The organism is Bradyrhizobium sp. USDA3516 (assembly GCF_057651995.1).
Genome location: NZ_JBYGYN010000012.1, coordinates 1 through 25682 on the forward strand (window position 1 = coordinate 1; position 25682 = coordinate 25682).

At 65.3% G+C, this 25682-nt stretch carries 21 protein-coding genes; 5 read left to right on the forward strand and 16 right to left on the reverse strand.

Annotation, left to right across the window (positions count from 1 at the left end):
* Window positions 1–242: 242 nt before the first annotated feature.
* Complete coding sequence (locus AC24YW_RS30760; RefSeq protein WP_487486239.1) at window positions 243–1415, reverse strand: ABC transporter substrate-binding protein; 1173 nt, start codon at window positions 1413–1415, stop codon at window positions 243–245.
* Between the two features lie 324 nt (window positions 1416–1739).
* Here AC24YW_RS30760 and AC24YW_RS30765 point away from each other — a divergent pair, with 324 nt between their 5' ends.
* Window positions 1740–3002 carry an NAD(P)/FAD-dependent oxidoreductase gene (locus AC24YW_RS30765; protein ID WP_487486240.1) on the forward strand — a complete coding sequence of 421 codons (1263 nt, stop codon included), beginning with the start codon at window positions 1740–1742 and terminating at the stop codon, window positions 3000–3002.
* Between the two features lie 61 nt (window positions 3003–3063).
* Here AC24YW_RS30765 and AC24YW_RS30770 read toward each other — a convergent pair whose 3' ends face one another.
* The 4 genes from AC24YW_RS30770 to AC24YW_RS30785 all read right to left on the reverse strand — a co-directional run bounded on the left by AC24YW_RS30770 (window position 3064) and on the right by AC24YW_RS30785 (window position 7641).
* The gene (locus AC24YW_RS30770) at window positions 3064–4728 is read right to left on the reverse strand and encodes a tannase/feruloyl esterase family alpha/beta hydrolase (protein ID WP_487486457.1); all 1665 of its coding nucleotides are present in this window, start codon (window positions 4726–4728) and stop codon (window positions 3064–3066) included.
* Window positions 4729–4836: 108 nt separating this feature from the next.
* Complete coding sequence (locus tag AC24YW_RS30775; RefSeq protein WP_487486241.1) at window positions 4837–6048, reverse strand: ABC transporter substrate-binding protein; 1212 nt, start codon at window positions 6046–6048, stop codon at window positions 4837–4839.
* Between the two features lie 48 nt (window positions 6049–6096).
* Entirely contained in the window at window positions 6097–6420 is a 324-nt protein-coding gene (locus AC24YW_RS30780) for a 2Fe-2S iron-sulfur cluster-binding protein (RefSeq protein WP_487486242.1), read from the reverse strand.
* Window positions 6421–6432: 12 nt separating this feature from the next.
* A complete protein-coding gene (locus AC24YW_RS30785; RefSeq protein ID WP_487486243.1) occupies window positions 6433–7641 on the reverse strand; it encodes a cytochrome P450 in 1209 nt (402 codons plus the stop codon).
* Between the two features lie 83 nt (window positions 7642–7724).
* Here AC24YW_RS30785 and AC24YW_RS30790 point away from each other — a divergent pair, with 83 nt between their 5' ends.
* The gene (locus tag AC24YW_RS30790; protein WP_487486244.1) at window positions 7725–8228 is read left to right on the forward strand and encodes a MarR family winged helix-turn-helix transcriptional regulator; all 504 of its coding nucleotides are present in this window, start codon (window positions 7725–7727) and stop codon (window positions 8226–8228) included.
* A 344-nt stretch (window positions 8229–8572) separates the two neighbouring features.
* Here AC24YW_RS30790 and AC24YW_RS30795 read toward each other — a convergent pair whose 3' ends face one another.
* Window positions 8573–10420: a feruloyl-CoA synthase gene (locus AC24YW_RS30795; protein WP_487486245.1), complete on the reverse strand. Its 1848-nt coding sequence runs from the start codon at window positions 10418–10420 to the stop codon at window positions 8573–8575.
* A 151-nt stretch (window positions 10421–10571) separates the two neighbouring features.
* Between AC24YW_RS30795 and AC24YW_RS30800 the strand changes: the two genes are divergently transcribed.
* Both AC24YW_RS30800 and atzF read left to right on the forward strand, forming a co-directional pair.
* On the forward strand, window positions 10572–11078 hold the full coding sequence (locus AC24YW_RS30800) for a MarR family winged helix-turn-helix transcriptional regulator (protein WP_487486246.1): 507 nt from the start codon (window positions 10572–10574) through the stop codon (window positions 11076–11078).
* A gap of 185 nt (window positions 11079–11263) precedes the next feature.
* Window positions 11264–13072, forward strand: coding sequence for an allophanate hydrolase (gene atzF / locus AC24YW_RS30805; protein WP_487486247.1), 1809 nt, complete (start codon window positions 11264–11266; stop codon window positions 13070–13072).
* 149 nt (window positions 13073–13221) lie between these two features.
* Here the strand turns inward: atzF and AC24YW_RS30810 are convergent, their stop codons facing one another.
* The 10 genes from AC24YW_RS30810 to ugpB all read right to left on the reverse strand — a co-directional run bounded on the left by AC24YW_RS30810 (window position 13222) and on the right by ugpB (window position 24476).
* Window positions 13222–13944 carry a GntR family transcriptional regulator gene (locus tag AC24YW_RS30810; protein WP_487486248.1) on the reverse strand — a complete coding sequence of 241 codons (723 nt, stop codon included), beginning with the start codon at window positions 13942–13944 and terminating at the stop codon, window positions 13222–13224.
* Window positions 13941–14336 carry an oxalurate catabolism protein HpxZ gene (gene hpxZ / locus AC24YW_RS30815; RefSeq protein WP_487486249.1) on the reverse strand — a complete coding sequence of 132 codons (396 nt, stop codon included), beginning with the start codon at window positions 14334–14336 and terminating at the stop codon, window positions 13941–13943. Before hpxZ ends, AC24YW_RS30810 begins: the two co-directional genes overlap by 4 nt.
* 1 nt (window position 14337) lies before the next feature.
* Window positions 14338–15729, reverse strand: a complete 1392-nt coding sequence (locus AC24YW_RS30820; protein ID WP_487486250.1) for an AtzE family amidohydrolase — start codon at window positions 15727–15729, stop codon at window positions 14338–14340.
* A 4-nt stretch (window positions 15730–15733) separates the two neighbouring features.
* Window positions 15734–15913, reverse strand: a complete 180-nt coding sequence (locus AC24YW_RS30825) for a DUF4089 domain-containing protein (RefSeq protein ID WP_036001861.1) — start codon at window positions 15911–15913, stop codon at window positions 15734–15736.
* A gap of 18 nt (window positions 15914–15931) precedes the next feature.
* Window positions 15932–17740, reverse strand: a complete 1809-nt coding sequence (locus AC24YW_RS30830; RefSeq protein ID WP_487486251.1) for a dipeptide ABC transporter ATP-binding protein — start codon at window positions 17738–17740, stop codon at window positions 15932–15934.
* A 94-nt stretch (window positions 17741–17834) separates the two neighbouring features.
* Complete coding sequence (locus AC24YW_RS30835) at window positions 17835–18734, reverse strand: ABC transporter permease (protein WP_225128436.1); 900 nt, start codon at window positions 18732–18734, stop codon at window positions 17835–17837.
* Between the two features lie 3 nt (window positions 18735–18737).
* Complete coding sequence (locus AC24YW_RS30840) at window positions 18738–19751, reverse strand: ABC transporter permease (RefSeq protein WP_487486252.1); 1014 nt, start codon at window positions 19749–19751, stop codon at window positions 18738–18740.
* A 208-nt stretch (window positions 19752–19959) separates the two neighbouring features.
* The gene (locus tag AC24YW_RS30845) at window positions 19960–21579 is read right to left on the reverse strand and encodes an ABC transporter substrate-binding protein (RefSeq protein WP_487486253.1); all 1620 of its coding nucleotides are present in this window, start codon (window positions 21577–21579) and stop codon (window positions 19960–19962) included.
* Between the two features lie 360 nt (window positions 21580–21939).
* Complete coding sequence (locus AC24YW_RS30850) at window positions 21940–22899, reverse strand: aminoglycoside phosphotransferase family protein (RefSeq protein ID WP_487486254.1); 960 nt, start codon at window positions 22897–22899, stop codon at window positions 21940–21942.
* A 251-nt stretch (window positions 22900–23150) separates the two neighbouring features.
* Entirely contained in the window at window positions 23151–24476 is a 1326-nt protein-coding gene (gene ugpB / locus AC24YW_RS30855; RefSeq protein ID WP_487486255.1) for a sn-glycerol-3-phosphate ABC transporter substrate-binding protein UgpB, read from the reverse strand.
* Between the two features lie 195 nt (window positions 24477–24671).
* On the opposite strand from ugpB, the gene AC24YW_RS30860 reads away from it, so the two are divergent.
* Entirely contained in the window at window positions 24672–25682 is a 1011-nt protein-coding gene (locus AC24YW_RS30860; protein ID WP_487486256.1) for a TRAP transporter substrate-binding protein, read from the forward strand.

A 25682-nucleotide genomic window follows, 5' to 3' on the forward strand; every position in this document is an offset into this window, starting at 1 on the left:
GACCGCAATCCACGCGACTGCGGCCCTCTCTCCTGACGTCTTCGGCCTCAAAAAGCAGTAGCGCAACAGGCCCCTTGTGGGAGAGGGTGGCTCGCCGCGCCAGCGGCGAGACGGGTGAGGGGTCTCTCTCCGCGCTTGATCTCTTGCGTTGAAACTCGCTGAAGCAACTCCTCATCCGGCGCTTCGCGCCACCTTCTCCCACAAGGGGAGAAGGGACAGTGAGACTCGGAGCTGGCATCAGCTCACTTCATCTTGCACTTTTCGTGGAAGCGATCCTGGTCGTTCTCGACGATGGTGGCGACGGTCTTGAGGGCGAGCTGGCCTTCGGAATCCTTGACCACGTCCTGCAGGTAGAAGTTCTGGATCGGAATGTGGTTGTTGCCGTACTTGAACGTGCCGCGCACCGATTTGAAGTTGACCTTCTCCATCTCGGCCTTCATCTCGTCCTTCTTGGAGGTGTCGCCCTTCACGGCGACGACCGCGCTGTTGATCAGGTTCGCGGCGTCATATGACTGCGCGCCGTAGAAGGTCGGGCGCAGGCCGGTATACTTCTTGCGGTAGTCGGCGACGAAGCGCTTGTTCTGCTCGTTGGGAAGGTCGTTGACCCATTGCTGCGCACCGGGCACCCCGAGCGCGTTCTCCTTCTGGAGCGGCAGCGACAGCTCGTCGATGGTGAAGGCGGTGTAGAGCGGCATCGTGCTCTTCAGGCCGGCTTGCGCATATTGGTTCAGGAACTGCACGCCCGCAGCACCCGGGTAGAACACGAAGATCGACTCGGCGCCGGAGGCACGCGCCTTGGAGAGCTCGGCGGAGAAGTCGAGCTGGCTCGGCCACACCGTGTATTCCTCACCCACGACTTGCCCCTTGAAGGTGCTCTTGACGCCGGCCAGCATGTCCTTGCCGGCGGCATAGTTCGGGCCGATCAGGAACACCGACTTGACGCCCTTCTGGTTCATATAGGTGCCGACCGCCTGCGGCGTCTGGTCGTTCTGCCAGGAGGTCGAGAACACGTAAGGCGAGCACAGCTCGCCCGCGAGCTGCGACGGACCGGCGTTGGCCGAGATCAGGAACGTCTGCGAGTCCACCGCCGTCTTGAGCGAGGCCAAGAGCACGTTCGACCAGATGTAGCCGACGATGAAATCCACCTTGTCCGACTGCACCAGCTTCTCGGTCTTCTGCTTGCCGACGTCGGGCTTCTGCCCGTCGTCCTCGTAGATCACCTCGACCGGCTTGCCGGCCATCTTGCGGCCGAGATGATCGAGCGCGAGCTCGAAGGAATTGCGCATGTCGTTGCCGATCACGGCGGTCGGGCCGCTGAAGGTCGAGACGAATCCGATCTTGATGGTGTCGCCGGCGAATGCCTGATTTGCCAGCACCAGCGCCGCTGCGCCCGCCAGCCAAAATGCCGTCCTCATAACCACTCCCCTCCTTATTATCGGTCCCCGGAAGCGGGGTGATCGCCGCTTCAGGTCCGTCTCTATTGAACGCAAAATCTGGCGCGCCGCCAATGGCTCAGCGGACGCCCTGCACCATATTTCGCCCCGAACGACGATGGCAAGAAATATAATTCTACTCACTTCGGCCGAGGCCGTCCCAGGGCCGGTCCGGGAGGCAGCGGCGCTTTTTCGCGTCGGATCGATACATCCCCTCTATTCGCCCATTGATGACGTCTATTGGACCGCGACGGCCAATCCGCACTTAAATGAAGGCGAGCAGCAGCGAGATTCGAGGGTTAAGTCATGGCCGCAAATCCCCATCGCGTCGTCATCGTCGGCGCCGGCTTCGGCGGGCTCGAGGCGACTTACCGGCTTGCGGGCGCTCCCGTCGAGATCACGCTGATCGACCGCCGTAATCATCATCTGTTCCAGCCGCTGCTCTATCAGGTCGCGACCGCCTCGCTCGCGACCAGCGAGATCGCCTGGCCGATCCGTCATCTGATGCGCGACCGACGCGAGGTGACGACGCTGTTCGCCACCGTGAGCGGCGTCGACACGGCTCGTCGCTGCGTACCGATCGACGACGGCAGCGAGGTGCCCTACGACACGCTGGTGCTGGCCACCGGTGCGCGGCACGCCTATTTCGGCCACGACGAATGGGAGCAGTTCGCGCCCGGCCTGAAGACGCTGGAGGATGCGACCACCTTGCGGCGGCACATCCTGGTGGCGTTCGAGCGCGCCGAACGCGAGACGGATCCGGCCAAGCGCGCGGCGCGGCTGACCTTCGTGATCGTCGGCGCCGGCCCGACCGGCGTCGAGCTCGCCGGCACCATCGCCGAGATGGCGCATCACACTTTGCCCGCCGATTTCCGCAACATCGACACGCACAAGGCACGCGTCGTGCTGATCGAGGCGGGTCCGCGCGTGCTCGCCGGCTTTCCCGACGAGCTCTCGGCCTATGCCCAGGCCTCGCTGGAAAAGATCGGCGTCGAGGTCGTGCTCGCCCAAGCCGTCACCGAGATCAACCGCGAGGGCGTGGTGTTCGGCGGCAAGCTGCTCGAGGCGAAGACACGAATCTGGGCCGCCGGCGTGCGCGCCTCGCCCGCCGCCGAATGGCTGGGCGCAGCGCACGATCGCGCCGGACGCGTGCTGGTCGAGGCCGACCTCACCATACCGGGCCATCCCGAGATCTTCGCGATCGGCGACACCGTCAGCATCAACGCCTGGGACGGCAAGCCGGTGCCCGGCATCGCGCCGGCCGCCAAGCAGCAGGGCCGCCACGTCGCCGAGACCATCAGGGCGCGCCTGCGCGGCGCTGCGACCGGCCCGTTCCGCTACAAGCATGCCGGCAGCCTCGCCCAGATCGGCAAGCGGCTCGCCGTGATCGATTTCGGCAAGGTCAAGCTGCGCGGCACCATCGCATGGTGGATCTGGGGCATCGCCCACATCTACTTCCTGATTGGCCTGCGCCACCGCCTCAGCGTCGCGCTGAGCTGGCTCTGGATCTACGCGCGAGACCAGCGCGCGGCGCGGTTGATCACGCAGGGGTCGAGCAAGGTGGTGTAGCGATGCTCTCGTGTCCCGGACGAGGCGCCTCCGGGGCACGAGACCGCCGATACGCAATGAGCTACGGCGTCTTGCAGACGAAATTCGCGGCATCCTCGCTGTCGCCCTGCCCGGAATACGCGGCGTAGCTCGGATACGGGCACAGCGGGCGCGTGCGGCCAGGGCTCCAGGACGCCGGGACTTCCTTGTTGGCGGGACTGGCCGACGCGATGATGCGGTCGGGCGCCTTGCCCTTCTCCACCCAGTCGGTCAGCGCGGTCAGTGCATCGAACCTGTCCAGGGTGACGCCGCCACCGCAATGCGTTTCGCCGGGAATCGTGAACAGGCGCGCGACCGTGTCGGCCTGCCCCTGCAGGTTCTTGTTCAGCCGGTCGTACCAGCGGATGGTATCGTTCACCGAGAACACCGGATCGGCCTGGCCGTGATAGATCAGCATCTTGCCGCCCGACTTCTGGAGCGATGCGAGCTTGGGATCGTCGACGTCGGGCGGCGTCATGAAGTCCATGGCCGACTCCGTGAAGGTCGCGTCCTTGGCGAAAATCTTCGGCGCGTCCTTGTCGAAGTCATAGGACTTCAGCGCCTCGACCAGCTTCTCGTTGCTGCCTTCGACCACGACTGGCGGTGTCGAGAAGATGTAGTTCAGCGAGGCTGCGCCCATGGTGGCGATGATCGGATAGTTGTTCCAGGGCGCGATCGGGCTCTCGACCTTCCAGGTGCGCCAATTGCCCGTGCCGATGCCGCCATCGAGGGGCCAGTCGGAATAGAGCTGCTCACCCTTCGAATTCTTCGGTCCGGCGAGGCTCATCTTCAGGGCGTCGACCTTGGGCTCGGACAAGCAGGCGCTGTTCTGCCCCGGCGCGCAGACCAGGCTCTTGAGATCGAACGCCTTCTGACAGGCGGCGAGATTGGCCGTCAGCCCATCCTTGACGCCATCGAGCGCATCACAGGCCTCCGTGATGCGCGAGGAAACGAGCTGAGCGTCCTCCTTGGTGATGGACTTGCGCAGATCGGAGTCAGCTTTCAGGAAGGCCTGTACGTCCCAGGCGTGCTGGATCGCAGCGCGCGGCAGGTCGAAGCCAGGATTGCCGACGAGGAATCCGTCGTAATTTTCCGGCATGCGCGACGCCGCGACCATGGCGTGACGCCCGCCGTTGGAGCATCCCGCCATATAGGAGCGATCCGGCTTGCGCCCGTAATGCAGGGCAATGATTTGTTTTGCGACCGGCGACAGCGTCATGTCGGCGGCATAGCCATAGTCGCGCCGCGCCTGCGGATCGAGGCCGAACGCCGCGCCGGCGGTCAGGCCCAGCGACTTGTTCGCGGGGTCCGAGCCGGAATGACCGCTGTCCGACGACAGCACGGCAAAGCCGCGCGCCAGTGGCACTGTGCCACCGGTGGCTAGGCCCTCGGGCAGGCTGCCAAGAGCCGGCACGATCACGCCGTCATTGCCGCCATTCACCTGATGCAGGAAGCGGCCGTTCCACTCGGCGGGCAACCGCAATTCGAACCCGATCGCATAGGATTTCCCATCGATGCCGGTGCGCCGGTTGGCAAGGCCAGTCACGATGCAATGCTTGGGGAGACCGTTGGCGGCGTCCTGCGTTTTCGACCCGGTGACCTCGACGCCGGAGATGCCGAGCGAAGCGGTGGTGGCCGGCGAGCAACCCTCGTCGGCGCGAGCGAGCGCGGTCGATACCAGAAGCGCGGCCAGCGCGGCCGTTGACATCAAGCCAGCCCTCACGGCGGACCTCCCTATTTAGTTATATTTTATAATTATTACCTCCCTTTCTTGGTTTGGCAAGTGCCGCCGCACGCCTCGGAAGTCCAACACCTCTTACTTCACCAGCTCGCATCCGCCTTCCGCCAGCGGGCGGAACGCCTGATCGGCGGGAATGGTCGAGACCAGCCTGTAATAGTCGTACGGATATTTTGACTCCTCCGGCTTCTTCACCTCGAACAGATACATCGGATGCACGACGCGACCGTCCTGACGGATCGTGGTGTCACCGAACAGCTTGTCCTTGCCTTTGAACTTCTTCATCTCGGGCACGACCTGCTTGGCATTGTCGCTGCCGGTGGCGGCGACGGCGTTGAGATAAGCGAGCGTGGAAGCATAGACCCCGGCCTGATTGCCACTCGGCATCTTGCCGTTCATGCCGGGCCGCGCGGCAAAGCGTTTGGCGAAGGCGCGGGTATCGTCGTTCATGTCCCAATAGAAGGCTTCCATGAGCTGAAGCCCCTGCGCGACCTTGATGCCCATGCCGTGAATGTCGTTGATGAAGAGCAGGAAGGCGACGAGCTTCTGCCCGCTCTGCTGGATACCGAATTCGGCGGCCTGCTTGACCGCGTTGATGGTGTCGCCGCCCGCATTGGCAAGGCCGATCACCTGCGCCTTCGAGCTCTGCGCCTGCAACAGGAAGGAGGCGAAATCGGAGGTGCCCAGCGGATGCTTGGACGAACCCAGCACCTTGCCGCCGTGGGACTCGATGTATTTCTGCGCCTCCGCCTCGATGCCCTTGCCGAGCGCGTAATCGACCGTGAGGAAATACCAGTCCTTGCTGCCGCGCGACATCATGGCGGCTGCGGTGGTGTTGCCGGTCGCCCAGGCGTCGTTGACCCATTGGATGGTATTGGGCGAACAGGCCTTGCCGGTCAGATCCGAGCTCGCGGTCGAGGACGCCAGGAAGGTCATGCGGCTGTCGCGCAACAGCGCGTTGATGGAAAGACCGACGGCCGAGTTGGGCACGTCGACGATGGCGTCGACGCCCTCGACGTCGAGCCATTTGCGCGCGATCGCATTGCCGACATCGGCCTTGTTCTGATGGTCGGCATAGACGATCTCGACCTTGATGCCCTTAGCCCCGCCATTGAAATCCTCCGCCGCCATGCGCGCGGCTTCGACCGAGCCCATGCCATTGGTGTCCTGGAAGATGCCGGAGATGTCGTTGAGCACGCCGACGCGCACGACATTGTCCGAGATCTCGGCGCTCGCCGCGCCGGCCACCAGGCTCGCCGCCAGCGCGAGCGTCCACTTCAGATGTTTCATCATTCCCTCCCTGTTTGATATTTTGCGAAGATCCGACGGCATGGCAGATCAGATCTGCCGCTCTGGCAACTTCAGGACGAGCCCATCGAGATCGGGCGTGATCGTGATCTGGCAGGACAGCCGGCTCGTCGGTCGCCGCTCAGCGGCGGTGCCGTCGAGCAGCGCATCCTCGTCGTCGGCCATCGCAGACAGGCGCGCGAGCCAGCTCTCGTCGACATAGACATGGCAGGTCGCGCACATCGCGTTGCCGCCGCATTCGGCCAGAATGCCGTCGAGGCCGTGACGGGTCGCGGCCTGCATGACGCTCTCGCCGCCTGCGGTCTCGACGCGATCGGACTTGCCGTCGGGATGGATGAAGGTAATGGCGGGCATCGAGACTCCTCGTCAGGCCGGGGTGATCGTCACAGGCAGGCTGTCGAGCCCGCGCAGCGTGTTGTTGAAGCGGCGCTTCGGCTCGCCCGTGATCTCGAGCTTTGCGATGCGCCGGGCCAGCGCGGTCAGCATCACTTCGCCTTCGAGGCGGGCGACGAGCTGGCCGACACACATGTGGATGCCCGAGCCGAAACCGACATGGCCGGAGGTGCGGCGGGTGATGTCGTAGCTGTCGGGCTTGTCCCAGCGCCTGGGATCGCGATTGGCTGCGGCGAGGAACATCAGCACTTTCTCGCCTTCACCGATTTTCGCACCTGAGAGTTCGACCTCCCGCGTCGTGGTGCGGAAGAAGGTCTGCACCGGGCTCTCGAAGCGCACGGCTTCCTCGAACGCGCCGCGCGCGAGCGTGAGGTCGTCGCGCAGGCGCTGCCACTGATCGGAGAAGCGCGCGAGACAATAGACGGCGGCGCCGATGCCGTTGACCGTGGTGTCGAGGCCGGCCGACAGCAGCGAACGCACCAGCAGGGGCGCTTCGGTGGGCGTGATAGCACCCTCGTCGACCTGCGCGTGGATGCAGGCCCCGAAGCCGCCGGGTGCCAGATTCTCGCGCTGGCACTGCTCGGCAACATAAGCCTGATGCGGCGCCGATCGTTCGATCGCCTCCTGCCGTAAGCGGTTGGGCGGGCCGAAGGCGTTGAACACGACGCTGGCATAGGGAATCAGGTGCTCGCGCCCCTCCGGCTTCAGGCCGAGCGCATCGGGAAAGATCGACAGCGGATAGGCCTCGGCAAGGTCGGTGATCGCGTCGAAGCTGCGCTGGTCGAGCAGCGCGTCGACCCGTTCCTCCGCCGCCGCCGCGAAGCGGTCGCGCACCTGCTTCATCACCGTCGGCGACAGCACCTTTGACAGGACCGCGCGGGTGCGGGTGTGCGCGGGCGGATCGGCCTCCAGGATCAGGCTCGGCGGCCGCCACGGCGCCTCCTTCTTCAAATCGGACAGACCGACGCCGCGGCTGGAGCAGAAGGTGGCGGGATCGTTCAGCACCGCGTGGACCTCGGCATAACGCGCCACGCCGTAGACGTTCCACTTGTCGAGATAGACCACGGGGCCGGCTTCCCGCAGCAGCTCATGCGCGGGATAGGGGTCGGCAAGAAAACTCATGTCGAACGGATCGACGTCGAGATGCGGGGCGCCCGATCCCGCGCAGCCGGATGCGGTCATGGAAGACCTCCCTCATTTTGATCTTGTGAAAGGACGACGCATGCCCTTAGGTCTTTGGGCCCGCCGCGAGTTAGAAACCCGATATGCCGCCGTCCTCGACCAGAGCCCGCCACAAGCCCGCGCCCCTTGATGCAGGGCCGACGCTCGATCTCGACCGTTACGTCCCGGCGTTCATCACCTTCATTGCCAACAAGCTGTCGAACAGCGCGACCGCGTTCTATCAGAAGCAATTCGGCGTCAACGTCACGGAATGGCGGATCATGTCGCTGCTGGCGATCGAACCCGGCATTCCCGCCTCGCGCATTTGCCACGTCATCGGCTTCGACAAGGGGCCGGTGAGCCGGACCCTGGCAGGGCTGGAAAAGCGTGGGCTGGTGTCGATCCGCACCGACCCGAACGACGGCCGCACCCACTCGATCTCGTTGACGGCAAGGGGCCGCGCCACCCATGACAAGGTGATCGTCGCTGCGTTCGAACGCGAGCGGCGGCTGTTGTCCTGCCTCAGCAAGGACGAGCGCGAGGTGCTGATCGATCTCTTGCGCCGGCTGCACGAGAACCTCGGCGCAGTCACCGGCACCGAGGCCTGACGGGGCGCGCGTCAGGCGGCACCTTCCGTCAGTTCCAGGCGTGCGCCGGCGCTTGCCGGCGGCACCATTCGTGCCGAGCATCGTTTCCTCCAGAAAAGGCCGCAGCGGTTCGCCCGCCGTCATCTCTGTCTGGAACGGTTCGCATAAATTAGTTGCTTAGGCAACAAAAGAATCGGCAAGATAATGCGGAAAGGTTGCTGGCGTATCCCACCGTCATTCCGGGGCACGCGTAGCGCGAACCCGGAATCCATCGTGCACCACCCCTGTGGTGAAATGGATTGCGGGCTCGCGCCAAGAGGCGCGCCCCGGAATGACAGCGGAATGTGGCGTCGCTAACTCGGCCTTTACAACCCGATCCACTCACCCGAGGCGTCATCATTCAGCCGCGCCACCGCATCGGCGCGGCGCGTCAGCACGGCGCGCTGGTTGATGTAGCCCTTGTCGGTGATCTCGCCACCGTCAACCGACGGCGGCTCTGCGAGCAGCAGCGCGCGCGTGGCGTGGCCGGAGGAATTGCCGCTCTGCTGCTTGAGCTTCACCAGACCCTGGGCGATCGTGGCCCTGACCATGTCATGCGCCAGCACGTCGCTGGCCGCCGCGGTCTCGGGCAGACCGGCAACGGCGCGGCAGGCCACGATGTTCGGAAACACCAGGAAACGCACCTCGTCGCCGCCGTGACCGGCGACGACGATGTCCTGCGCGAGCGGCGCCAGCGCGGCGATGCCGGCGACGCGCAAGCCGCCGACGTTGACCCAGGTGCCGGAATTGAGCTTGAAGTCCTCGGCAACGCGGCCGTCGAAGAACAGGCCGCGCTCGGGCCGCGCGCCATCGGCAAGCTTCACGGCGTCGCCGATCAGGTAGAAGCCCTCCTCGTCGAACGCTTGCCTGGTCAGCTCCGGTGCCTTCCAATAGCCGGGCGTGACGTTGGGACCGCGCACCCGCACCTCCAGCTTATCGCCGGAGGTGACGAGCTTCAGCTCGGTGCCGGGAATGGGCACGCCGATATTGCCGGAGCGCTCGGCGAGGAAATGACAATCGGTGGCGAGCGGTGAGGTTTCCGTCGAGCCCCAGGCCGAGACCATCGGCAGCGTGCGACCGACCGTCTCGCGCGAGAGCTGTTCGAGCGCTTCCCACAGATTCTGCGGCAACGCAGCGCCGGCATAAAAGGCGAATTTCACCTCGCCGAAGAAGCGGCGGCGCAATTCCTCGTCGCTGCGCAGTGCCGCGATCAGCATGTCGAAGCCCCGCGGCACGTTGAAATAGACCGTCGGAATCACGCTTTTCAGATTGGCGAGTGAGGTCGCGAACAGGCCGGGCGCGGGCTTGCCGCCGTCGATGTAGAGCGAGCCGCCGTTGCGCAGCACGAGGTTGAAATTGTGGTTGGCGCCGAAGGTGTGGCTCCAGGGCAGCCAATCGAGAATGACGAGATCGCGGCTCCGTTCGAGGAAGGTCCAGGTCTGGGCCTTGGCCTGCTGGCTCGACGTCAGCATGCGCTGGGTATTGATGACGGCCTTCGGCGTGCCGGTCGAACCCGAGGTGAACAGGAATTTTGCGATCGTATCAGGCGTCACCGCGGCGAAGGCCTTTGCGACGTCGGGCGTCTCGGCCGTTGCCGCAATGACGCGGAACGCGAGCACCTCAGTGTCATCGGCATTGCCGCTGATGATCTGTGCGTTGTGCAGCGGCTTGACGGCGGCCAGCGCCGGTGCGAACGGCCGGAGCGCGGAGACGTAGATCGCGCCGGGATCGAGCAGCGCAATCATGCTCTTGAGCTTGTCGAAATCTTTGGACATCAGCGAATAGGCCGGCGAGATCGCCGCCGAGGGTACGCCGACATGCTGGGCGGCGAGCGCGAGCAGCGCATGATCGATGCTGTTGTCGGAGAGAATCGCGAGCGGGCGATCCGCGCTGAGCCCTTGCGCCAGGATCCAGGACGCCGCGGCGCGCACCTTCCGCAGCGCCTGCGCATAGGTGACGGTGGTCCAGGACATTTCGACGTTGCCGCGCTCGGCGAGGAAGATCGCATCCGGCCTTTGCTGCGCCCATTGCTCCAGCCAATCGCCGGTGCATCGCGCAAACTCGCCCAGAGGCTCCGGCGAGCGCAGAACGACGCTGCCGTCGGGCCGATGCTCTGCGACGGTCCTGGGCGTTGCGAACAGCCCTGCAACGTCACCATGTGAGGCGCCTGTCATGTGTTTCCTCCTCCATCCCGGTTACAGGATCGGCCGCGGCCTCGTTCCGGGCCGCTTTGATCATAATGTTGGGCACGCCAATTGTTGTCGTCAACAACAATCTTTCGCTTCGAGCCCAGGGGCGCTAGGGTTGCGCGACAGGAGACATGACGTGACAGCCACAGCATCCCGGGCCAACGGCCGCCACACCCCGCGCAAGCGCGCCGGCAACGGCGCAGCACCACGCGATGGCGCCGACGACGTCGGCCTCGACGCGCTGGTCGGCCACGCCGGCTATGCGGTGCGGCGCTTCCAGATCTGGATCTTTCAGGACTTCATCAGGACGCTCGGCGAGGTCGACATCAGGCCGACGCAATATTCTGTGCTGACCGTAATCGGCGCCAATCCGGGCCTGTCGCAGATGGCGGTGGCAAAACGCCTCGGCATCGAGCGCGCCCGGCTGGTGCACCTGCTCGACAGCCTCGAACAGCGCAAGCTGGTGAAGCGGATCAAGTCGAAAGAGGACCGGCGGTCGCATGCGCTGCACCTCACCGCGCAGGGCGAGACCGCGCTTGAGAAGTTCAAGCGGCTCGCGGCCGAGCACGAGCGGCATGTCGAGGCGAAGATCGGCAAAGAGAACCGGGCACAGCTGCTCCGGATCCTCTCCGGCTTCACCTGATCTCGACTGCCCATGATTTAGGCAGACAGGTCACTGAGGCGACCGGCCGGGCGCCGGCCGAAATGTCCCCCAAGCCACTGATCGCACGATAAGATCCGGCACGATCATCCTGCCCGGATTCTGTACACAATGGCACATCGCTTGCTTCAGTCCGGGCGAAGACGATTTGCCGGAGTTTTGCCGCCATGGGGGCCGAGCAGCCTGAAACGATCGCCGCGATTGTGGCCGCGCACCGCGCGGGCACGCTTTCGCCGGCAGAGACGGTCGCGCGGACCTATCGGCGCATCCGCGATTACGACGATCCCGCCGTGTTCATCAGCCTGCGCGAGGAGAAGGACGCGATTGCGGAAGCGGAGAAGCTGGCGGCCCGGGCGGATGCGGCCAGCCTGCCGCTGTACGGCGTGCCCGTCGCCGTGAAGGACAATATCGACGCGCTGGGCTTTCCCACAACCGCGGCCTGCCCGGCTTTCTCCTACACGCCCACCCACGACTCGACCGCCGTCGAGCGCCTGCGCGCGGCGGGGGCGATCATCATCGGCAAGACCAATCTCGACCAGTTCGCCACGGGCCTCGTCGGCGTGCGCTCGCCCTACGGCACCCCTAAGAACTCGATCCGCGAGGATCTCATTCCCGGCGGCTCGAGCTCGGGTTCGGCCACTGCGGTCGGCGCCGGGCTCGTGCCGTTGTCGCTCGGCACTGATACCGCCGGCTCGGGCCGCGTGCCGGCGATGCTCAACAACATCGTCGGGCTGAAGCCGAGCCTCGGCATGATCTCGACCGCAGGCCTGGTGCCGGCCTGCCGCACGCTCGACTGCATCTCGGTGTTCGCGCTCACGGTGGACGATGCCGCGCTCGCGCTGTCGGTGATGGCCGGCCCCGACCAGGCCGATCCATTCTCGCGCGACCGGCCGCTTCAGCCGATCACGCCGATGCCGGCGAACCTGCGCCTGGGCGTGCCGCGCAACGGCCAGCTGATCTTTTTCGGCGACAAGAAGGCGGAAGCCGCCTACGGCGATGCGCTGAAGCGATGGACCGCGCTTGGGGCAAATCTGGTCGAGTTCGACCTCGAGCCGTTCTACGAGACGGCGCGGCTGCTCTATGAAGGTCCCTGGGTCGCCGAGCGTTACCTCGTGATCAAGAACCTGCTGGCGTCCGCGCCTGACACGATCCACCCCGTCACGCGCGAGATCACCGCGGCCGGCGCGCGGCTCACCGCCGCGGAAACCTTCTCCGCGCTCTACCGTTTGCAGGGCCTGCGCAAGATCGCCGAGCGCACGTTCGCCAACATCGACGCGCTGGTGCTGCCGACCGCGCCGACGGCCTATACGACCGCGCAGGTGCTGGCCAATCCGATCGAGCTCAACAGCCGGCTCGGCACCTACACCAACTTCGTCAACCTGCTCGACCTCTGCGGCCTCGCCGTGCCGGCCGCTATGCGCAAAGACGGCATTCCGTTCGGCATCACGCTGCTGGCGCCTGCAGGGCACGACGCGCTGCTCGCGAGCATCGGCCGCGTGTTCCATGCAGATACGAAACTGACGGTTGGCGCGAACGGTGTGGCGCAGGCCCCCCTCGCGCCGCTGCCCGCAAGCAGTGGCGATGAAATCCCGATTGCGGTGGTCGGCGCGCATCTCACCGGCATGGCGCTGAACGGGGAATTGACCGCGCTGAACGGAAAGCTGATCGAGGCGACGAAGACCGCGCCCGACTACAAGCTCTATGCGCTCAAGACGACGCCGCCGAAGCCGGGCATGCTGCGCGTCGAATCCGGCACGGGTGCTGCTATCGAGCTGGAAATCTGGTCCTTGTCGGCGGCTGCGTTCGGCGCGTTCGTCAACGCGATTCCGGCTCCGATGGCGATCGGCACGGTGCGCCTTGCCGATGGCCGCAGTGTCAAGGGCTTTCTGGTCGAACCGGAGGTGCTGGGCGAAGCGCGCGATATCACCGCTTATGGCGGCTGGCGCGCGTATATGAAGGAAGCTGCGGCGCAGTAAGCGGCCTCGTGTCCCGGGCGCAGCGCGGCACGCAGTGATGCGCTGCTGAACCGGGACCCATGCGGCAGCACGGGAAATGGACAGATGGGTCCCGGCTCTGCGGAGCAGCGCTGAAGAAGCGCTGCACCGCGTCCGGGACACGAGACCGTCTACACCGACACCGCGTAGATCTCGTACTCCCCCCGCACCAGCTCGATATGAGCGCGCATGGCGGCGGCGGCGCCCTGCTTGTCGCCGCGCATGATGGCGACGACGACGCGGTCGTGCTCGGCCTGCGACTTGGCGAGGCGGCCGAGGTTGCGGAACTGGGCGCGGCGGAACGGCTGCACGCGGACGCGGGTCGCGAGCGTGATCTCGGCGATGTAGCCGTTCTGCGAGCCGGCATAGATCGCGTTGTGGAAGCGCTCGTTGACCTCGTGGAAACGCTCGGGATTGCCGGTGTAGCTCAGCACCCGCAGCTCCTCGTGGACGGCCTCCAGGCCGTGACGCTCGGCCGCCGACATGCGTTCGGCGGCAAGACCGGCGCACAACGCCTCGAGCTCCGCCATCGCCTCGAACATACCTTTCAGCCGCTCGATGGATGGCTGCGCCACCACGGCGCCGCGATGCGGCCGCGCCTCGACGAGGCCGCTCGCCACCAACTGCCGCAGCGCTTCGCGCACCGGCGTGCGCGAGACGTTGAAGCGCCGCGCGATATCGGTCTCGTCCAGCGGCGAGCCCGGCGCCAGCGTTCCCCGCACGATCTCGTCGGCAAGCTGCAGCCGCAGCTCCTCGGCGCGCGTGACCTTCAGCAGCGACGGCGAGGCACGGTCGACGCGCGGCACCACCGGCTCGACCGGCAATGCACCCTGCGGAAGATCCTCAAGCGTCATACGGTCTCTTTCGGCTCGTCGATGATGCTGACATGAGCGGCGACGACGCGCCAGCCCTCCGGGAAACGTATCCACGTCTGCATCTGCCGGCCGACCTTGCCGGGAGCCGTATCGCGATAGAACAAGGTGGACGCCACGGCCGTGTCGCGGCCATAGCTGGTGATCACGGTTTTGGCGGTGCGGCGATTGAGGCCGACCGGCGAGCGCGCGGCGCGGAAACCGGAGATTGCCTCATAGCCATAGAGGTTCTCGGCGATGCCGTAGCGCAAGGTGCGGGGGTCGTTGCGGAACAGCTCGCCGAGCACGGCGACGTCGTTGCTAACGAGGGCCTGCTCATAGCGGTCGAACGCGGCTTTGACTTCCGCGATCACCTCGGGGAGATCGATCTGCATCTTAGAATCCTCTCGGCGCGGGCGCGGCGACGACGCCCATCTTCTCCAATGCGTGCGCAACGCGCAGCGCGATGTCCTCGCGCCAGGGCGCACAAATGATCTGCACGCCGATCGGCAGCGGCTCGAGCGGCACGGGGACCGCGACCACCGGCAGGCCGATGAAGGAGATCGGCTGGGTGTGGATGCCGATATTGGCGCGCACTGGCAGCTCGACGCCGTCGAGGTTGAAGTTCACCTGCCCGAGCTTCGGCGCGGTGCAGGGCGTCGCCGGCGCCAGCAGAACGTCGACCGATCGAAAGATCTCGGCAAGCTGCGCGCGATACCAACGGCGGAATTTCTGGGCGCGATCGACCAGCGGCGCAGGGACCATGGCGCCCGCGATCAGCCGGTCGCGCACGGCCGGGTCGAAATCGCCAGGACGCTTGCGCAGGCGATCGAGATGGAGCGAGGCGCCTTCAGTGGTGGTGATCACGTAAGCCGCCGCACGGGCGCGCGAGGCTTCGGGAACATCCACCACTTGCGTTGCGCCCAGCGCCTTGGCGACGCGGCTGACGGCCTCGATCGCTTCCGGAAACACGTTGTTCTGGAAGTGCCCGCCGGCGATCGCAACGCGCAAGCCCGAGATGGACTCGCCGAGCAGCGGCGTGACGGGCTCCACCTCGCGCGTGGTGCAGGCGCCGTCGTCTGCGTCCGGACCCTGCATCGCGTCATAAGCAAGCGCAAGATCGGCGACGGAGCGGGCGAACGGGCCGAGATGGTCGAGGCTCGCCACGAACGGGAACGAGCGCGCGCGCGACAGCCGGCCATAGGTCGGCTTCAGGCCGAAGATGCCGCAGAAGGACGACGGCACGCGGATCGAGCCATTGGTGTCGGAGCCGAGCGCGATCGGCACCAGCGCGCCGCCAACCGCGCTGCCCGAGCCGCCGGAGGAGCCGCCGCTCATCCGCGTGGTGTCGTGCGGATTGCGCGAGGGACCGTCATGGATGTTCTCGCCCGTGAAATCGTAGGCGTACTCGCCCATGTTGAGCGCGCCGACGAGAACGGCGCCGGCTGCTTCCATCCGCTCGATCAGGGTCGCATCGCGCCTGGCGGGCGCGAGGTCCCGGTTGATCTTCGAGCCGGCACGCGTTGAAAGGCCCGCGACATCGAACAGGTTCTTGACCGCGAAGGGTACGCCGGCGAGCGGGCCGACTTTCCTGCCCGCAGCGATGTCGGCGTCGATCGCGCGCGCTTTCACACGGGCGCGTTCGGCGGTGACGTCGGTGAAGGAATTGAGGATGCGGTCATGCTGCGCGATGCGCGCGAGCGCAGCTTCGGTGGCAGCGAGCGCGGACATCTTGCGCCCCGCAACCGCACTCGCGATCTCGGAGGCCGTCTCTGGCTTGGCGGACATGGCGTCAGGCCGTGAAGATCGGCGCCGGCTCGGTTTCGTCCGGCAGCGCGAATTCGTCGACCAGACGGCCAAGCCGCAGCGAGACCTCGAGGTTGGCGCGAACGGCAGGCCGCCAGGCCTCCTCGATCGGCAGCGCCAGCGCCTTCGATACCGCGTCGATATAGTCGTCCAGGGGTTCGGCCATCACGCTCTCAAGCTGATCTCAGTGCACTGGCAACGGCGGATGCGGGATCGCCGTCAGCAGCTCCTTGGTGTAATCGTCCTTGGGATCGCCGAGAACCTGCTCGGAAGAGCCCTCCTCGACGATCCGTCCGGTCCGCATCACAATGACACGATCGCACAACAAGCGCACCACGTTCAAATCATGCGAGACGAACAGATAACTCATACCTAGCCGCGCCTTGAGGTCCTGCAGCAGATTGAGGACGACGGCCTGCACGGAGACATCCAGCGCCGCGGTCGGCTCGTCCAGGATGACGAGCTTCGGATGCAGGGCGATTGCCCGGGCGATGCCGACGCGGGCCTTCTGGCCGCCGGACAATTGGTGCGGGAAGCGGTCGAGCAGATTGTGCGGCAGGCCGACCATGGTGGCCAGTTCCTCGCAGCGGGCGCGTAGCGCGTCGCGTCCCTTGATATCGCCGAGCTGCATGATCGGGTCGGCGATCGCGCGCGCGGCGGTGAAGCGCGGGTTGAGGCTGTCGGTCGGGTCCTGGAACACCATCTGGATGCGGCTGCGCTGCGGCAGCCGGGCGAAGGCGGCGGGAGCGATGCCGGAGATGTCCTCGCCGTCGAACTGGATCAGGCCGGAGGTCTGGTCGAGCAGACGCATCACCATCATCGACGTGGTCGATTTGCCGCAGCCGGATTCGCCGACGAGGCCGACGCTCTCGCCATGGCCGATCACGAAGCTGATGCCGTCGACGGCACGGAACACGTCCGGCTCCACAGCCGGCTTGCGGCCGAACAGCTTGCCGAGCACGGCGGTCGCGCCCTGGCGGGGATATTCCTTGACGAGCTTGTCGACGCGGAGGAGGAGCTTTGGATTCTCGTCACCCCCGGGCTTGACCCGGGGGTCCATCGACTGAGACGAGTCTTGCGAAGCGTGATGGATGGCCGGGCTTTCGCCGCGCCGAAGGGGCTTCGGCCCCGCAGGCGGGTCAAGCCCGGCCATGACAGAGGCGCCCTCCTCTTCCGGCAGCAGATCCCGCAAGCTCACCCCGAGCCGCGGCGTCGCGCGCATCAGCTTCTTCGTATAGGGGTGCTGCGGGTTCGCGAAGATGTCCGCAGCCGTGGCGGTCTCGACGACGCGGCCCTTCTCCATCACGACGACGCGGTCGCAATAGGCGGCAGCGAGGCCAAGATCGTGCGTGATCAGGATGGTGGACATCGCGCGGCGTTTCGTCAGCTCGACGATCAGGTCCATCACCGCCTTCTGCGTTGTGACGTCCAATCCGGTGGTCGGCTCGTCCGCGATCAGGAGCTGCGGATTGCAGGCCAGCGCGAGCGCGATGACAACGCGCTGGCACATGCCGCCCGACAGCTCGAACGGATAGGCGTGATAGCGCTCGCGCGGGCGGGCGATCTTGACCTGCTCCAGCGCCTCGATCGCCTTTTCTCCGTGATCCTGAACCGTCGCCTGCTGCACATGGGTGCGCAGCACGTCCTCGATCTGGTCGCCGACCTTGCGGATCGGATTGAGCGCAGCGCGCGGGTTCTGGAAGATCATCGAGACTTCGCGGCCGCGCAAATCGCGCATCTGGTCTTCGGTCGCTGCCTTGACGTCGATGCCGGAGAACATCACCGAGCCCTCGGCGATCTTGCCGGCGCGGTCGAGGATGCGCATCACCGCGTAGGAGGTCACCGACTTGCCGGAGCCGGATTCGCCGACGATGGCGAGCGTCTCGCCCTTGGCGACGGAGATGTTGACGTGCTGCACCGCCTTGACGATGCCGCGGCGGGTGGTGAATTCGACGGTGAGATCCTGGACGTCGAGCAGCGGCTGGGCGGTCATGGACGGCTCCCGTCACTCAAACTTTCGAAAACAACCCCATGCACAGTAGAAGTGCCATTGGAATCATTAGCGAATTTTTCTCGGAGGTTGGACATCACGTCCTCCGCTGGGGGTCGACGATGTCGCGCAGGCCGTCGCCGAGGAGGTTGAAGCAGAACACGGCGATCATCAGGGCAAGGCCGGGGAAGAGCGCGATCCACCATTCGCCCGACACCATGAAGCCCGCGCCTTCCGCGACCATGATGCCCCATTCAGCGGTCGGCGGACGGACGCCGAGGCCGATGAAGGACAGGCCGGCGGCGTTGAGAATGGCGTAGCCCATGGTCAGCGACATCTGCACGATCATGATCGGCATGATGTTCGGCAGGATGTGCACCAGGAGGATGCGGAATTCGCCGTTGCCTGACAGACGCGCGGCCTGCACGAAGCCGGCATTGCGGCGGACATTGGCCTCGGCGCGCGCGACGCGGGCATAGAGCGGGAAGTTAACGATCGCCGTGGCCAGGATGATGTTCTGCACGGTGTTGCCGAGCGCGGCGACGATGCCCATGGCCAGCACGAACAGCGGGAACGCCATGATGGTGTCGGCAATGCGCCCGACGACGCGATCGGTCCAGCCGCCGAAATAGCCGGCGGCGATGCCGGCAAGGCCGCCCATCAGGAACACCAGCGCGACCGAGGCGATCGCGATGAAGAAGTCGAGGCGCGTGGCGACGATGACGCGGCTGAAGATGTCGCGGCCCAGCTGATCGGTGCCGAACCAGTGCGCCGCTGACGGCGGTTTTAGCGCAGCGGCCGTATCCGAGGCGAGCGGATCGTACGGCACCACGTACGGGCCGAACAACGCGGCGAACACGATGATCAGGAGCAGCGCAAAGGCGAAGCCAGTGACCTTGTTCTCGCCGAGGACGTAACGGGTCTGTTCGAGGATCGCGACGAGGCCCGAGGTGCGGGCGGGGCCGACAGGTTCAACAGCAGGCGCAACGGAGCTCATAGCCTAGCCCTCCAACCTGACGCGCGGATCGATCACGCCGTACAAGATGTCGATCACGAGATTGAGCAGCACGTACATGACGGCCATGGTGAGGACAAAACCCTGCACCGGCGCGAAGTCGGAGGAGATCAGCGCTTCCACCGCGTAGGAGCCGATGCCGGGCCAGGCGAACACCTTCTCGACCAGCACATTGGCCCCCAGCAGGAACGAGAACACCATGCTGAGCGTGGTGATGACGGGCAGCATCGCGTTACGGAACGCGTAAGTGACGATCACGGTTGCCGGCGACAGGCCGCTGGCGCGCGCGGTGCGGACGAATTCGGATGCGAGCACTGCGAGCATGGAGGCGCGCGTCATGCGCGCGATCGGCGCCAGCGAGAAGATCGCGAGCGTCGTTGCAGGAAGAATGAGCTGGCTCAACGCCGAGCGAAACGCCTCGAGATCGCGCGCGATCAAAGTGTCGATCAGATAGAAGCCCGTTACCGTCGGCGGCGCGCTGTAGAACACGTCGAGACGGCCGAGCGGTGCCGGCGACCAGCCCAGCCGGAAGTAGAAGACATAGACCAGCACGAGCCCGGTGAAGAACACCGGCAGCGATACGCCGGCCGTGGTTGTGACCCGGCAGAGATGATCGATCCACGATCCCGGCCGCGTCGCCGCCAGCACGCCGAGCGGAATGGCGATCGCAATGGACACGAACAGGCCGAGCAGCGTCAGCTCGGCCGAGGCCGGCAGGCGGTTGCGGATCTCGGTCGCGACCGGCTGGCCGGTCGTCAGCGAGTTGCCGAAATCGCCGTGCGCGAGATCGTTGGCATAGCGGAAGAACTGCTCGATCAGCGGCTTGTCGAAGCCGAGCTTTTTCCGGATCTGCTCGACGGCTTCCTTGGTCGCCGCAGGTCCTGCGAAATACGCAGCGGGATCACCGGGCAGCGCGCGCGTCAGCAGGAAGGTGACGATGACGACGCCGATCAGCGAAGGAATTGCGAACATCAGGCGCTTGCCGATCATGGTCAGCATGGAGAGCTCCTGATGTGGGAATGAGATTGCGCCCCGCACTCCGCTGCGCCCCCTCTCCCCTTGTGGGAGAGGGTTGGGGTGAGGGGTAGCCGCAAGCGAGGTCTGAGTTCGTGGCTACCCCTCACCCGTCTCGCCGCTACGCGGCGGGCCACCCTCTCCCACAAGGGGAGAGGGAATGAGAGAGGCGTGCTCACCTCAGCCATATCGCTCACCCCTTCGCCATCGCGCGATAGTCGAGCCGCCGGTGGAACCAGTACTGATAGCCGCTGATGTTCTTCTGCATCGCGACGTTGACGAAGGGCTGGTAGAGCGGGATGCGCGGGACGTCGGCGAAGGCGAGATCGACGAAGCCTTTCACGTCGGCATCGTAAGCGGCCTTGTCGCCGATGGAGGCCGCCGTGCGCGCACCGTCGATGAACTTGTCCATCGCCGCCGACTTGTAGCTCATGGTGTTGAAGACGGAATTGTTGCCGTGATAGCACCAGTAGAAGAAGTATTCGGGGTAATCGAGCCAGCCCGAGAACACGTTGGTGAAGAGCGGCATCTCCTTCTTGTTGAGCTCGGTGCGCCAGTTGGCGCCGGGCACCTTGTTGATGGTGGTCTTGATGCCGAGCTGGGCGAGGCTCTCCTGCACGAGGATGCAGAGCGGCTCGTTGACGCCGGCGAAGTTGAGATCGAACGAGATCGTGGTCTCGAAACCGCCTGCGTAACCGGCCTCCGCCAGCAGCGCCTTCGCCTTCTCCATATCGGTGTTGTACTTGTGCGGCTGCGGCCAGGCGACTTCGGTCGCCTTGTCCTTGGCGCCGAACATTGGGTTGCCGAGGCCGAACAGCACGGCGTCCATGATCTTCTGATACGGCAACGCATAGGCGATGGCCTGCCGCACCTTCACATTGTCGAACGGCGGCCTGGTGACGTTCATGCCGATATACTGGATGCCGTTGGAGAACGGCAGCGACACCACGTTGAGCTTGCCGTTCGCCTTCATCTCCTGGAAATCCTTGAACGGCAGCTCATAGGAGATGTCGGCGTCGCCGCGCTCGAGCAGCGCGCGGCGGTTGCCGGCCTGCGGCACCATGCGCCAGATCACGCGCTTGATCTTGGGGAGCGGACCGCCGACCCAATCGTCGTTGCGCTCCATGATCACTTCGGTGCCGGCGGTCCACTTCGTCACCTTGTAGGCGCCGGAGCCGGCGGTCTGCTGCTTCGTGAACTCGAGGCCCCAGGGATCCTTCTCGCTGGCATTCTTCTTCACCAGCTCGGAATTGACGATGCAGGGCACGATGACGGCGAGATCGGGGATCGTCAGCCTGTCCTTCTTCAGGAAGTCGACGCGCACGGTGTGATCGTCGATGACGACGAACTGCTCGGCCTTGGTCAGCGAGCCCGCGCTCATCTGGAAGGTCGGGAAGCCGCCGACGCTGACGGCGCGGTCGAGCGACCATTTCACGTCCTTCGCGGTAACAGGCGCGCCGTCGTGGAATTTGGCGTTCTTCTTCAGCTTGAAGGTGACCGACATGTCGTCGATCTTCATGTCGTCGGCGAGCTCGCCCTTGAACTTGTCGCGGTCGTAATAGGGCACCCCGCCGGGGCCGCTCTTCATCTCGTGGCTGATCAGGCGGTCGTAGCAATTCCAGGAGACTTCATAGCCGGGCACGTTGGTGCCGATGCCATGGATATCGAGATTGTTGGGGCCGCCTTCCGAGACGATCAGCAGCGTCTCCGAGCGGGCGTCGGCCGTGGCCGAGGAGATCACGGACGGCATGGCCGGAAGCGCCGCGCCAGCGGCCAACCCGGAAACGGATTTGAGGAAATCGCGCCGCTTCATGAAATCGCTCCAACAAAAGTTTCGTTGGAACTGGATTCGCAAGGTTCGTGCCAAAGCTTAATGGACGACTCAATTCTGTGTAAGCGACTGATTTGCAAAACCATTCTTCATTTTCGCGACACTGCGTGAAAGGTTTGATTGCATACAAAGACAGGCATTTCGCTCAAAAATTAGGCTAATCACTTGACAGCCCATTGTGGAGGCGACGGGCCCAACCTTGGCACCGGCGCTCGCAACGAGCCCCCAGCCGTCATTCCGGGGCGATGCGCAGCATCGAGCCCGGAATCCATCGGGCCGCAGCACGTGTAGAGAAATGGATTCCGGGTTCGCGCTGCGCGCCCCCCGGAATGACGGCAGCGTTCAGCCCGGCCAGATCAGGTCCTGCAACTCGATCAAGTCATCCGCCCTTTCCTGCCAGCCCTCGATGCAGATGTGGCTGTTGAGGTCGCTGGCGCGGTGCAGCAGCATCAGGGCCATCAGGCGGCGCTTGAGGGTGGCGTCCAGCGTCGTATCGCCGAAGCCTTCGAGCAGGCTCTTCACCCTGCCCGGGCGGCCGGCCGCCATGAAGGCGCTGGGGCCGAGCAGATCGTAATCGCGCCACCCCGTGAGCACGTCGCCGAAATCGAACAGACCTGCGAGCGACCATTGGCCGTCATTGCAGGCGAGCAGAAAGTTCTCGGGGATGTATTCGCCGGTGAGGATCACGGGCGGCGCGTCCATCGGAATGAACTCCGCCGCGTCACGCAGGAGATCGTCGAGGCCTTCGAGGAATTTTGGCGCAAGGCCGAGACGCTCGTGCCGCGCCCTGCATCCCTGCATCTGCCGGCGCACGAACGCGTCCCAGCGCGGCTCGATATGCGCGAGCGGTCCAAGCGGCGCGCACTGCACGCTCGCAATGGTCTCGCCGATCTGGCGCAGCAGGCGCTCCTTCTGGCGCTCCGGTAGTGAGGGCCAGACATCCGAGCCGAGCGTACCGGCAAGACGGGTCATGACGAGATAGGACCAGCCGTCGCGCATCCCCTCCGCGACGATCTCGGGGATCGGCAGATGCAGACGACCATTGAGCTGCGTCAGCGCGGCGCGCTCCGAGACGAATTGCGCGGCAAGCAGCGGCGGAAAGATCTTCAGGATCAGCTTGTCGCCGAGGCCGACCACGAGATTGGTGCCGGTCGCGAATACATGCGGCGAGCCGGCATCGAGGCCGTGGCTGCGTGCGATGTCGAGAGCGACCGGCAGCCATTGCGCGGAGGCGGAGCGGAAGGCGCGGAAGCTTGCGGCGTTGGTGAGGTCTGGGAGTTGCTGCGACGGCGTAGATGTCATCTGCACTAGCGTGTCGAAGGCAGGGGCAAATTTGGTTGACCCGGTGCAAGCCGAGGAGACGGTGCACCTCTCCCGCTTGCGGGGGAGGTCGGCGCGAAGCGCCGGTTGGGGGCTCTCTCCGCGCGGGGACACTCTCCGCAGACTTCAGACAACCCCAACGTGGAGAGAACCCTCTCCCCAACCCTTCCCCGCAAGCGGGGGAGGGAGCGTACCTCGTTCGCAGCGGCGGCCAGACCTAATCGCAACACGCCCTACCGCTCCGGACTGGCGCGCTCGAACTGGCGCAGCAGCTTGTTGCCGCGCTCGACGGCGGAATCGAGCGCTGATTGCGCGCTCTTGTGGCCGGCGAAGGCCTGCTCGAGCTCGTCCTCGATCACGCCGCGGATCAGGACGAAGGAGCCGAGCCGGATGCCCTTGGAGTTCTCGGTCGGCGGATTGAGCGTGATCTGCTCGAACGACATCGCCGAGCCCGGATTGCGCTCGTAGAAGCCTTGAGAGCGCGTCAGCTCGAAGGCGGCGCGGGTCACCGGCAGATAGCCGGTGTTCTGGTGCCAGGCGGCCTGCACGCCGGGCTGGGACAGATAGGCGAAGAAGCGCGCCACGCCCTTGTATTCCTCGCGGGGACGGTCGCGCAGCACCCACAGCGTGGCGCCGCCGATGATCGAGTTCTGCGGCGCGCCCTTCGCGTCGGGCCAATAGGGCATCATGCCGTAGCCGATCTCGAACTTCGAATTGGCCTTGATGTCGGCGCGCGTCGCCGAGGAGCCGATGAAGATGCCGCATTCGCCCTTCTGGAAGCGCGGCTCGGCCGACTGGCCACGGCCGCTATAGTCGAACAGCTTGCTCTTCTGCCACTCGCTGAGCACCGCGACGTGATGCACCAGCGTCGGATTGTTGATGGTCAATTCCGCATCGAGCCCGGCGAAGCCGTTCGCCCGGCTCGCCAGCGGCAGGTTATGGAAGGCGGAGAAATTCTCGACATGGATCCAGGACGGCCAAGACGTGGTGAAGCCGCAAGCAGCGCCGCGGTCGCGCAGGCGCTTGGCGGCCGCTCCCAGTTCCGGCCAGGTCTTCGGCGGCGCCTCCGGATCGAGGCCGGCGTCGCGGAACATGGTCTTGTTGTAATAGAGAATCGGCGTCGAGGAATTGAACGGAAACGACAGCAGATTGCCTGCCGCATCGGTGTAATAGCCGGAGACTGCGGGCAGGTAATCGCCCAGCGAGAACGGCTCGCCCTGGTCCCGCATCAGGCTGAACACCGGATAGATCGCGCCCTTGGCCGCGGTCATGGTGGCGGTGGCGACCTCGTTGACCTGGACGATGGCGGGCTGGCTGCGCGAGCGGAAGGCGAAGATCGCCGCCGTCACCGTCTCGGTGTAATTGCCCTTGTAGACGGGCACGATGCGGTAGCCGGATTGCGAGGCGTTGAAGTCGGCGGCGAGCTTTTCCAGCTGCCGGCCGAGCTCGCCGGACATGGCGTGCCACCAGGCGATCTCGGTGGCGGCCCGCGCAGGGGCGGCCAATGCGAGGGCCGCAAAGGCGGCGACGAGCTGCAAAAGGCGCAATGCTGACCTCATCATGGCTTCCCGGAACGCGCGGCGAAGGCCGGCTGCTCTGCTTAAGGCTCGGCAATCGCCGTTTCAACCGGGAATGAACGCCGTCCGCGCCGCACAATCGGCTCGCCGGTGCGGGGATGGTCTTCCCTTAACCATCTGATAGATTGCATTGAACCTTTTCCTTCCGCCATAGACTCCACCACTGAGGGGTTGAGTGTGCCAGTGTTGAGCCGTGCCGAACTCTCGCGGACCGGGGTGGTCTTCGTTGCGCTTCTGCTTGTCGCAGTCTCGTCGAGCATGCGCACGACGAGCGCGGTTGCGCGCGAATTTCGCGCCGCCGACACCCAGGCCGAAGATTACCCGACCGTCCAGGCGCTGCGCTACATGGGCAGCCTGATCGCCGAGCGCACCAAGGGCCGCCACGAGATCAAGGTGTTCCACTCCCGCCAGCTCGGTGAGGAAAAGGAGACCATCGAGCAGACCCGGGCCGGTGCAATCGACCTCAACCGGACCAATGTCGCCCTGATCGGCAATTTCGTCCCGGCGATGAACGTGCTGGCGATGCCGTTCCTGTTCCGGTCCATTGAGCACATGCAGAAGGTGCTGGACGGGCCCGTCGGCAGCGAGATCCTGGGCAGCTTCGAGCCCTACGGCTTCGTCGGGCTCGCCTTCTACGATTCGGGCGCGCGGTCGATCTACAACGGCGTCCGCCCGGTGAAGACCATCGCGGACCTCAAGGGATTGCGGATCCGGGTGCAGCAGTCGGAGTTGATGAGCCAGATGATGCGCGCGCTCGGCGCCGAACCGGTCGAGCTGCCCTACGGGCAGGTGCTCACCGGGCTTGCCAACCACCTGATCGACGGCGCCGAAAACAACTGGCCATCCTTCGTGACCACGAATCATTACAAGCATGCCGGCCACTACACGCTCACCCAGCACACGATGAGCCCGGAGGTGCTGGTGATCTCGCTGAAGGCCTGGAACAGCCTGTCGGCGGAGGAGCAGACGATCTTCAAGGAGGCCGCGCAGCGCTCCAGCCGGTTCATGCGCGAGAAGTGGCGCGACCTCGAGGAGCAGTCGCAGCGAAAGGCGCAGGAAGCCGGCGTGACCATCATCAGGGACATCGACCGCAAGCCGTTCGAGGACGCCATGGCCGCAATCTACGCCAAGGCCGAGCGCGACCCCGCGGCGGCCGCGCTGATCCAACGGATTCGCAAGGTGGAGTGA